Consider the following 5335-nt stretch of genomic DNA (forward strand, 5'->3'; position numbering starts at 1 on the left):
TACTATCTGTACTGTCTGCGGCTTCGTCGCCTTGTCCTGATTTAAATTTAATCCACTATATTTCTGCCGGATACGGTCTTCTTTTGGCATTTCCGTATGCGGCAATGGTTTCATCAGGAATTGTTAGCATTCCAAAACTTCGTTATACTTATAAAGTATTAGTTATTTTGTATTAATTTATAGTAAATTCAAATTAAATAGGGGATACCTATGTCGTCATTCCCATGCGGGCAGGCGTTTTCTAATTTCAATCCACGATAAAACAACAGAGAGAATTTATGGACACATCCCAACCCGCTCCCCGTTCCGAGCAACAAGCGAACCGCCGCTATCTGACCGTGTGGCGGTGGCATTTTTATTTCGGACTTCTGGTCGCCCCCTTTCTGACACTGCTTGCCATCACAGGGTTGGGAATGCTGCTATTCGCCAACATTACCGGCAAAGAGGGCGAACGTATAAACGTTACCCCGCAGGCGCAGGTGCAGCCTTTGTCGGCGCAGGCGGAAGCGGCGCGGCAGTCTGTGAACCCTGAAACCGCGTCGGTGGTGCAATATATCGCGCCGCGCGCCGACGATATGGTTGCCGTGTTCCGCGTGAACAACGACGACAAAGCGACCATGGTCGCCGTCGATCCTTACACGGCGAAAGTCGTCAGTTCCATGCCGCGCAATGAGGGCTGGTATCACACGATGGACGGAATCCACGGCGATATGATGCTCGGCACGGCGGGCGACTATCTGATAGAAACTGCCGCATCGCTGACCATTCTGATGATGATTACGGGGATTTATTTGTGGTGGGCGAAACAGCGCAGCCTGAAATCCATGCTTGTGCCGCAAACGGGCAAAGGACGCTCGTGGTGGCGTAGCATGCACGGCGCATTCGGCACTTGGGTTTCTTTGATTTTATTGTTGTTCTGCCTGTCTGGTGTTGCTTGGGCGGGCATTTGGGGCGGTAAGTTCGTTCAGTCTTGGAGCCAGTTCCCCGCCGGTAAATGGGGGGTCGAACCGAATCCCGTATCCGTCGTGCCGACCCACGGCGATGTGTTGAACGACGGCAAAACCAAAGAAGCACCGTGGGTTCTGGAACTCACGCCCATGCCTGTTTCCGGTACGACGAAGGGCGAAAACGGCATCAATCCGAGCGAACCGATGACCTTGGAAACGGTTGACCGCTTCGCTCGCGAAATCGGTTTCAAAGGCCGATACCAGCTCAACCTGCCCAAAGGCGAAACGGGCGTGTGGACGCTGTCGCAGGATTCGATGAGCTACGACATGGTCAGCCCGACCGCCGACCGCACGGTGCACATCGACCAATACAGTGGCAAAATCCTGGCCGACATCCGTTTCAACGATTACAACTTCTTCGGCAAATTCATGGCGGCCAGCATCGCGCTGCACATGGGGACGCTGGGCTGGTGGAGCGTGCTGGCGAACGTCTTGTTCTGCCTGGCGGTTATTTTCATCTGCGTCAGCGGCTGCGTGATGTGGTGGAAACGCCGCCCGTCCAAAGCGGGCGGACTGATTCCTCCGGCACAGAAAATCGAGCTGCCGGTATGGTGGGCAATGGCTGTGCCGCTTTTGATCGTGGCGGTATTGTTCCCGACCGCCATCGCCGCCATCGCCGTGATTTGGCTCTTGGATACGGCCTTGCTGTCGCGGATTCCGGCGCTGTCGCGGTGGTTCAAATAACGGTTTGAACCGTTTCCCGCAAACCGATGCGCAGCGTGGGCAGCTCCCACGAATAGGATGGGTTTGAAAGTCGTCTGAAAATCCGATTTTGGTTTTCAGACGACCTTTCCTTATTTTTATCCCGCGGTTTTCCTTTTCCGCCCGCTTCGGTATCATACCGCCTGTCTGTTTATCCCCAACGGAATCCCGATTATGTCTGACTGGTCCCTCCCCGATTTCGAACGCAAAATCTGCCCGCCCGAAGAATTGGCGCAGCGTCTGCACGAGCTTCCCCGTCCGCTGGTCTTTACCAACGGCTGTTTCGATATTCTGCACAGAGGACATGTTACCTATCTGGCACAGGCTCGGTCGGCGGGGGCGGCGTTGGTGCTGGCTTTGAACACGGATGCGTCCGTGCGCCGTTTGGGCAAGGGGGACGACCGTCCCGTCAATCCGCTGGAAAACCGCGCGGCGGTGGCGGCTGCGTTGGCAAGCGTGGATTTAGTTACTTGGTTTGATGAAGACACGCCCGCCGAGCTGATCGAACAAATCAAACCCGACATCCTGATTAAAGGCGGCGACTGGCCGGTCGAAAAAATTGTCGGCGCGCAAGAAACGCTGGCGCGCGGCGGCAAAGTGTTTTCCATTCCGTTCCTGCACCAGACTTCCACCACGAAAACACTGGAAAAAATCCGAGCAGCTGAGGGCGGCAAATGACCGCGCTGAAACTGCCGCACAGTCGGGTTTTAGCGGAACTTGCCGACGGTCTGCCGCAACACGTTTCCCATCTCGCGCGTATCGCGGGCGTGAAACCGCACCAGCTCAACGGATTTTGGCAACAGATGCCCGCACACATCCGCGGACTGCTGCGCCAACACGACGGGCAATGGCGGCTCGTGCGCCCGCTTGCTTTGTTTAACGAAGAAGCCTTGCAGCGTTTGGGGGCGGAACGCGGTTTTCAGACGACCTTAAAACACGAATGCACGTCCAGCAACGATGAAATCCTGAATCTGGCGCGCACTTCGCCCGAACAAGCCCATAAATCGCTTTGCGTCGCGCATCTGCAAACCAAAGGCCGCGGGCGGCAAGGACGCAAGTGGACACACCGTTTGGGCGAATGCCTGATGTTCAGCTTCGGCTGGGTATTTGATAAACCGCAGCACGAACTCGGTTCGCTCGCCCCCGCCGTCGCGCTCGCCTGCCGCCGCGCCTTGGCTGCATCCGGTTTGGGGATACAAATCAAGTGGCCGAACGATTTGGTTGCCGACAGGGACAAACTCGGCGGCATTCTGATTGAAACCGTCCGCAATGAGGGCAAAACCGCCGCCGTCATCGGCATCGGCATCAATTTCGTCCTGCCCAAAGAAGTTGAAAACGCCGCCTCCGTCCAAGCCTTATTCCACAATATGCAGCTTGCCCACGGCGCAGCCTCCGCACACTGTATCGCCGCCTCAACGCTGTTGGACAAACTCTTGGGCGAACTCGATGCCGTCCTGACGCAATACGCGCAAAACGGGTTCGCACCCTTCCTCGAAGAATACCAAACCGCCCACCGCGACCACGGCAGACCCGTCCTGCTCCTGCGCGACGGGCAAACCGTAAGCGAAGGCACCGTTCTCAGCGTCGATGCGCAAGGCGCGTTGCACCTGATGACAGCCACAGGCGAACAAACCGTCGTCAGCGGCGAAATCAGCCTGCGCCCCGACGACACGCCCCGCGCCGCCGCGCCGCGTGCGCCCGAACGCCTGCTTCTGCTCGACGGCGGCAACAGCCAGCTCAAATGGGCATGGGTAGAAAACGGCGTTTTCAACGAAGTTACCCGCGCGCCGTACCGCGACTTGAGCAAGCTCGGCGAAGAGTGGGCAGAGCGTTCAGACGACCGCACCCGCATCGTCGGCTGTGCCGTGTGCGGCGACCTCAAAAAAGCCCTCGTTGAAGCCCACCTGACCGCGCCCGTCCGCTGGCTGCCCTCCATGCCGCAGGCACTCGGCATCCGCAACCACTACCGCAACCCCGCCGAACACGGTTCCGACCGCTGGTTCAACGCCTTGGGCAGCCGCCGCTTCAGCCAAAACGCCTGCGTCGTTGTCAGCTGCGGCACCGCTGTAACCACCGACGCGCTCACCGAAGACAACCACTACCTCGGCGGTACCATCATGCCCGGCTTCCACCTCATGAAAGAAGCCCTCGCCGCCAAAACCGCAAACCTCGACCGCCCCGCCGGCAAAGTGTACCCCTTCCCCACCACCACGCCCAACGCCATCACCAGCGGCATGATGGATGCCGTTTGCGGAGCCGTCATCATGATGCATGGGCGGCTGCAACAAAAAACGGGCGAAGGCAAACCCGTCGACGTCATCATCACCGGCGGCGGCGCAAGCAAAGTCGTCAACGCCCTGCCCAAGCAGTTTGTTTTGGACAATACGGTAAAAATTGTAGATAATCTCGTCATTTACGGTTTATTGAACTGGGTCGCGCAAGAGCAGGAACAGACCGACACACTGCCCGAATAAGCAGCAATACCGTAATACAGATTCAAAAGGTCGTCTGAAACGCCCATGCCGCTTTTCAGACGACCTCCAAACAAAACACTTCAGCCGGTTGGCTTTACAGCCGATCCGCCACAAAATAACAACACAAAATCGTCCGTACACCACAACGGCACCCGAACACAAAAAAGGAAAACAACTCATGAAATGGCTTTTCGCCGCCCTCGTGGCACTCAACATCATCGTCTTCGGCGGCATGATTACACACCGCCTCAACAACGCCAAATCCCCCGCCGCCGCGCCCGTAGAAGGCGGCGCCCACGAACTTGCCCAACCCGAATCCCTACGTCCGCAGCAAGCCCCCGCGCCTGCCGACAACGCGCAACCCGACTGGCTGCAAACCGACGAAACACAAGCCGACCTGCCCGAACCCGAATCCGAAGAAGCCATAGCCGAGCGTAAGAAAAAAGAAGAAGAGGAATTGGCGCGTCGCGAAAAAGAAAAAAAAGAACGTGAAGAAAAAGCCCGCCGCGAAAAAGAAAAAGCCGCAGCGGCAGGAAACACCACCCCGACTGCTGCCGCAAGCGAAAATCCCGCAACCAAAAACACACCCGCAGCACACCAATGTACGTCCAACGCCAGCGTTACCCTGGACGAAGACGACTACCACCGCATCAAAGGCCTGCTGACCCGTTGGCCGCACGCCGCCAGCCGCACCGTAGAAAAACGCGGCGCAGCAAAAGACCAAGCCGCCAAAACCTTCCGCGTCCTGCTGCCTGCCGACAGCGAAGCCATGAACCGCCTTGAAGCGCTCGGCAACAAAGGCTTCAACGGCACGCTCTACAACGGCGAAATCAGCCTCGGCGTGATGAAAAGCCGCTCCTCCGCCCAAGTCCTCATCTCGCGCCTGTCCGCAGCAGGCTTCGGCGGCGCGCGCATCGTCGAACAAGACGACAAAGGCAACGCTTCCAACAGCACCCTCAGCGTTTCCCGCATGACCATTATCTTCATGTCGGTCGATGAAAAAGACGCACAAGAAATCCGCAACATCGTCGGACGCTACGGCAACCTGAACATGAAAACCTGCAAATAAAACCCAAAGGCCGTCTGAACGTTTGAACTGGCCCCCAAATCTTGGACACTCATAAAAGCCTATTCAGGCGCTCTGTGTAAGCT

4 protein-coding genes are annotated in these 5335 nt (G+C 57.3%); all 4 read left to right on the forward strand.

Translation table 11 applies throughout. The features are described 5' to 3' along the window. Positions 1-278 precede the first annotated feature (278 nt). Entirely contained in the window at positions 279-1691 is a 1413-nt protein-coding gene (locus tag F9B91_RS11905; RefSeq protein ID WP_049229032.1) for a PepSY-associated TM helix domain-containing protein, read from the forward strand. A 192-nt stretch (positions 1692-1883) separates the two neighbouring features. Then, the gene (rfaE2, locus tag F9B91_RS11910; protein ID WP_003768921.1) at positions 1884-2387 is read left to right on the forward strand and encodes a D-glycero-beta-D-manno-heptose 1-phosphate adenylyltransferase; all 504 of its coding nucleotides are present in this window, start codon (positions 1884-1886) and stop codon (positions 2385-2387) included. Next, a complete protein-coding gene (locus tag F9B91_RS11915) occupies positions 2384-4183 on the forward strand; it encodes a bifunctional biotin--[acetyl-CoA-carboxylase] ligase/type III pantothenate kinase (RefSeq protein WP_070540305.1) in 1800 nt (599 codons plus the stop codon). Before rfaE2 ends, F9B91_RS11915 begins: the two co-directional genes overlap by 4 nt. 178 nt (positions 4184-4361) lie before the next feature. After that, on the forward strand, positions 4362-5252 hold the full coding sequence (locus F9B91_RS11920) for a cell division protein (protein ID WP_150923290.1): 891 nt from the start codon (positions 4362-4364) through the stop codon (positions 5250-5252). Positions 5253-5335 lie beyond the last annotated feature (83 nt).

This window comes from Streptococcus mitis (genome assembly GCF_008763935.1).
Lineage (GTDB): Bacteria > Bacillota > Bacilli > Lactobacillales > Streptococcaceae > Streptococcus > Streptococcus mitis_DB.